Consider the following 5000-nt stretch of genomic DNA (forward strand, 5'->3'; position numbering starts at 1 on the left):
AGACGAAGATTGGCTCTGGGACATCGCCAACGAAATGGAAATCGAGGACGGCGTCATCTGGGTCTATGGCGTCGGAGAAGACGGCGTCCAGGCGTTCACCGACTTCGGAATCGAAAACCTCATCGAGCTGATCAGGTTCTACAAAGAGAACCCTGGACTGCTCAAGCGGTAGCCCTGCGGCCTACGCCGAATGGATACGCAATAACCGACATCACGACGGGATTAATCGCGGTTCGGCTGAGGGGACTGCGACAGGCGCTTTGGGTTCATTCGCGCAAGCCTGCAGGACCGGCAAGCCTGGCGGTCGAGGTTATGCTCTCTCGCCGCTCCATGGCGAGGGGCGCGCCGGCGCGGCGGCGGCGCCGACCAGCGGGCGACGGTTCCAGTCCATGACGGAGTCGCTGTGAACCTGCTTGACGACCCACAGGAAATAGATGGAGGCGGGAATGCCGATCAGGTCGAAGAACAGCATCAGACCGTTGCCTGGCGTCGTGGCATCGATGAAATGCATTTGCGCGCAGGTAAAGAACACACCGGTCAGTGCCGCGCCCGACAGCGACCAGCCGCCGCTGGTGAGATAGCTGCGGACCTGACGATCGGCCAGATAGCAGCCAACCATGCCATAGGTGATCACGACGAACATGTTGGCGAGGAAGGCAACGGAGCCGCCGATTCCGGTCCCCGTGGTCCCGTCCGCCGGAACAGACGACGTGCAGAGAAACTGGAACGGGAATTCGGCTCCCGGTTGAGCGAAGGTCCAGGCCGCCAATACGCCTGCGACGAGCGTAAAGGTCACGGCCAGCAACATCACCTTGTGCGGCGAGGCCGCGACCCAGCGATCACCCTGCCCGCCCAACACGGTCTCGAAGCGCAGCAGGACAAATATCAGTCCGGCGGGCAACCCGATCAGGGTTGCGGCGAACATCGGATAGGAAATGCTCTCGCCCTGGAGAACGCCCCAGCCGTGGACCAGATGATGCGGGCCGCAGCTTGCAGCCATCAGCGAGAAGCCGATGCCAAAGCGCGACCAGCCGCGATACCGGTGCAGATTGATCGTTTCCCACGCCGACAGTGTACCAAGGCCCGCATAAGCGATCCCGATCATCAGGCTGCCGATGCCGATCACAAGGGACATCATGGCGAGCCGGGGGCCTTGGTCCCCATGGGTGCGCCGATGTGGTCGAGGAATTCGTCGATGAAGTAGCGATGGCCGCGCCGGATCTGCGCTTCGGTGTGAGGCGCGCTATGCGGCGCCCCCGGCGAACGGGCTTCCCAGAGTGCGCCGGTCAGGAGCGGCGGGATCTGTTCGGCCGCGACAGGCCGCGAAAAGAAATAGCCCTGGGCGGCTTCGCAACCCATACGGAGAAGAAGCGCGGCCTGCTCCGGTTGCTCGACGCCTTCGGCGATGGTGTGCTTGCCCATGGCATAAGGCCAGACTGAGAATCGACGAAACGATGGCCGTATCGCCCGTTTCACTGCCCAAACCGTCGACGAAGCTGCGGTCGATCTTCAAGACTTCGGCCGGCATGTCGCGCAGCCGGGACAAGGAGGAATGCCCGGTGCCGAAATCGTCGATCGCGATATAGATTCCGAGCTGCCTGATCTGGTCGAGCAATTGAACGATCTCGGCAGGCGCCCGCATCATCGCGCTTTCCGTGACCTCCAGGCACAGCGCCCTCGGATCGATCCCGGTGTCGGCAAGGACCTGGCGGAGCTCGGTGAAAAAAGCCGGGTCCGAGAGCTGGCGGGGCGACACGTTCACGGTCATGGCGAGCGGCCGCCCCGGCGCAAGTCTGGTCCAGTCGGCGAGCTGCCGGCAGGATTGTTCCAGGACCAATCGCCCGATGCCGTTGATGAGCCCGCAGTCTTCGGCGACCCCAATGAAGTCGCCGGGCGGAACGACGCCGAACTTCGGATGTTTCCAGCGAACCAGCGCCTCCACGCCGACGACGCGCCCGTCCTTCAGGCGAACCTGCGGCTGATACTCCACGAAGAGTTGTTGCTCGCGCAACGCCACCCGCAGATCCGACTCGATCCGCATGCGTTTCTCGGCTCGCTCGTACAACTCGTCGCTGAACAGCTCCAGCCGTGCACGGCCGCGGTCCTTTGCGGCGTAGAGTGCCGTGTCGGCCTCGCGCAGCAACTGGGCGGCGGATTTCATGCCGGGCGTGCACAAGGCGACCCCGATGCTTGCCGACACCACGACCTCCTTGCCGGAGACGAAGATCGGCTCGGCCAGTACGGTCAGGATGCGCTTGCCCAGAGCCAATTCCGAGCCGTCGGCCGCGTGCGGATGCAGGATCACCATTTCGTCGCCGCCGAACCGGCTCGCGGTGTCACCCCGTTCGATGCAGCCACTGATACGCCGCGCCATTTCAGACAGCACCTCGTCGCCGCTGCCATGGCCAAGCGAGTCGTTCACCAGCTTGAAATTGTCGAGATCGACGAACAGAACCGCGATTTGGCGGCCCTCGGCAGCGTCATGCGCGAGCTCTTCGGCCAGCCGTTCGAGCAGCAGTCTGCGGGTGGGAAGCCCGGTCAACGGATCGTGCGCCGCGGTATGCATCAACTGCGCGACAACGCCGCGCAGGCGCTCGACCTCGGAACCCGCACGGTCAATCAGGACCGTGTTACCTTCCGCTCCGGGATGCGCCTCCACGGGCGCGACGCCCCGGCGCACCGACGTATTTCGCTGCAGTCCAGACATGAGTCCCGCCCCGCATGCAACCAGCAGTATTGCCAAGCTAGACAGCGGGATGTTTGCGAAAGGTTGCCGAAAAGCAGTTCTCGGGGTGCGCGAAGAACCTTCCACCAAGATGGTTAGCCATGGGTAACGCGCCACTGACGCCACCACCGAAGAGGGTATAAGCCCTCGACGAGCGCGATGTTCGCGCTTGCCTCGAATGGCGGGTTTGGATCGAGAGCAGTCCGCGTCGGCGCAGAGCGCACCGCGCTACCTTGCTTGCCTGGCATTCGGCATCAGGTCTATCAGGCCCATATCCACGAGCGTGCGATGGAATCGACGTTTCCGCTCGGAGACCGACGCGAAGTAGGCCTCTCCGCAATCATCCAGCAGGCTCGCGCGCGTGGCAAATACCGGATCGAGCGCGATGCCCGCCCGCTGCAAGGCAACGGTTCCCAGAAAGGCGATATCGAGATCGGCGCCCCGTCCGGGGCTGAGGTGCGGAATATTCAAGGCCTCGATCGCATAGAACGTACCAAACGGGCGCCGCCCGTCTCCCGAGCCTTTCAGCTGTCGATCGATCTGTTTCGTCAACACCGGTTGATGGTCGCCGTAATGCACGATGAGAACAGGTCGTCCGGGGCAGCAGCTTGCGAGCCTTGCCCTGAGGTTTTGCCAGGCAGACGCGGTCTCCGCCAGTCGCGCATAGTATTCGGCATATCCGGCATCGGGAAAGCTGGCCATGGCGAAGGCGCGCTCGCTCTCGAACTGACCTGATGGCACCAGCTGCCTGTTGTGCGGACCGTGATTGAAGTTGGTCAGCGCATAAAGAAATCGCGGTGTCGGGTCGTCGGCAATCCCCTTGATATGCGCATCGATGACCGCATCCAGAAACATCGCATCGGAGTTCGTCGCCTCGAAACGCCTGGCATCGAACGGCGCAGGAAGATCGTCGACGAATATCCGCTGGTCGATGCCGATCGAGCTGTAGAATTTATCGTAGCTGAGAAATCCGCGGCGACAGCTGGATATGAGCGTCGTCTTGTAGCCGAGCGACGCCAGCCAGCGTGGCAAGCTGCTGTGAAAGCGGCCGGCGCCCTTCTGGAAGAGATAATAGGCGCTCGAGCCGAAGCTCGCACTTGAAAGACCGGTCAGCAGGCTGAATTCGGATTGCCACGAACCTCCGCCAAAGATGTCGACGTTGAGGCGCCCGAATTCCCCATCCGGCGGGGACAGGAAGGCCTCGACCACCGGCTCGACCGGCAGCCCGAAGATGCGCGGGTCGAAGACGGACTCGTGCTGGATGACGATAATGTCGGGAGAACGGGCGGAACGCGCAGGCATGGCCTCCCTCAACGGCAATGGTTCGTTGGCGATATCGCTCAGCGCCAGCGCGCCGAACTGTCGCCAGCAGGAGGGATCAACCAGCGACGCCATGAAGGTCGAATAGAAGCACCGGTCTTGGGTCAGAGTCAGCCGCAGGGACGCGGTGCCCTTCGACGTGGAAGCCTTTGCAAAGGCAATGAGCGCAAGACAAAGCAGGAGAATGCGAAACGCAATGGAAACGGGAGATCCGGCCGCATGGAGCAGAACCGCGCCTGAAGCGAAGGCGAACAACGCGGTGCCCGCCAGAACACCCAGCATCATGCGAGGGTACTGCAGCACGAAAAACCTGACCGTGCCCGCAAACGCCAGGGGCAAATCGGACACGGTCAGCTTGAGGGCGCTGTGATGGAACTTGACGGATGACATGCCGGCGATTGCGACGGCCAGCATGCCGGACAGCAGGATCGCTCTCTCGGCGTCGCCAACAAAGACCAGAAGCAGTGCTGCATTGAAGAGGAGAGCTGCGACTGCAAACGGCAGATGTTCGATGCTCCGTTCCGACAACGCAACGGCGGCGATGGCCGCCGCAAGAATCAGGATCGAAATCATGGGGATCAGGATGCCCCGCGCATCCGATATTTTCAATTCGGGCCTCGGGCTCCTCGCGCATGGCATGCGGTCCACCGACAGCGATCGACGAGCTGCGGCGCCGCATTGAGTGCGGTGCAAACGAGACGGGTGGCGCCCTCGAGCTCGGCCGCGACGTGAAGCGCTCGCGGGAAGAGCGGAAACGACAAAAGCCCCGGAGGTTGCTCCGGGGCTTTTGTTCTTGCGGCAGGGCCCTGCTCGCCTCGTCAATTCTGATCGTCGCCCAGCGCGGCAACGAGCTTGTCGTAGTACTTGCCGACGAGATCGATGTTGGCCTTGTTCTCGACCGCGGGCGCGGGATTTTTCAGGGCCTGGTTGAGCTCGTCGAGCGCTTCCTTCCTGT

At 62.7% G+C, this 5000-nt stretch carries 4 protein-coding genes and 1 pseudogene (1 of these 5 running past the window's edge); all 5 read right to left on the reverse strand.

Translation table 11 applies throughout. From position 1 onward, the window contains the following. Window positions 1–310: 310 nt before the first annotated feature. The gene (locus QY049_RS13150; protein WP_258763963.1) at window positions 311–1138 is read right to left on the reverse strand and encodes a hypothetical protein; all 828 of its coding nucleotides are present in this window, start codon (window positions 1136–1138) and stop codon (window positions 311–313) included. Further along, window positions 1135–1422 (reverse strand): EAL domain-containing protein, encoded by a 288-nt coding sequence (locus QY049_RS39000; RefSeq protein WP_367401188.1) that lies wholly within the window; start codon window positions 1420–1422, stop codon window positions 1135–1137. Before QY049_RS39000 ends, QY049_RS13150 begins: the two co-directional genes overlap by 4 nt. Before the next feature lie 19 nt (window positions 1423–1441). Then, window positions 1442–2707, reverse strand: a pseudogene (locus QY049_RS13155) (putative bifunctional diguanylate cyclase/phosphodiesterase); the annotation flags it as partial. A 246-nt stretch (window positions 2708–2953) separates the two neighbouring features. Continuing rightward, the gene (locus QY049_RS13160) at window positions 2954–4654 is read right to left on the reverse strand and encodes a sulfatase-like hydrolase/transferase (protein WP_258763966.1); all 1701 of its coding nucleotides are present in this window, start codon (window positions 4652–4654) and stop codon (window positions 2954–2956) included. A 209-nt stretch (window positions 4655–4863) separates the two neighbouring features. After that, a protein-coding gene (locus tag QY049_RS13165) for a hypothetical protein (protein WP_194478042.1) crosses the window boundary here: on the reverse strand, window positions 4864–5000 show its end. 460 nt of this gene lie beyond the right edge of the window; the window shows 137 of its 597 coding nt (coding positions 461–597); its start codon lies off the right edge, out of view; it ends in the stop codon at window positions 4864–4866.

The organism is Bradyrhizobium sp. WYCCWR 13022, assembly GCF_030435535.1.
In the GTDB taxonomy this organism is placed as follows: Bacteria; Pseudomonadota; Alphaproteobacteria; order Rhizobiales; family Xanthobacteraceae; genus Bradyrhizobium.

Bases quoted from the DNA above. Each gene is read 5' to 3' on its own strand.
- QY049_RS39000 (WP_367401188.1), bottom strand. From the start codon at position 1,422: ATGGGCAAGCACACCATCGCCGAAGGCGTCGAGCAACCGGAGCAGGCC.
- QY049_RS13150 (WP_258763963.1), bottom strand. From the start codon at position 1,138: ATGATGTCCCTTGTGATCGGCATCGGCAGCCTGATGATCGGGATCGCT.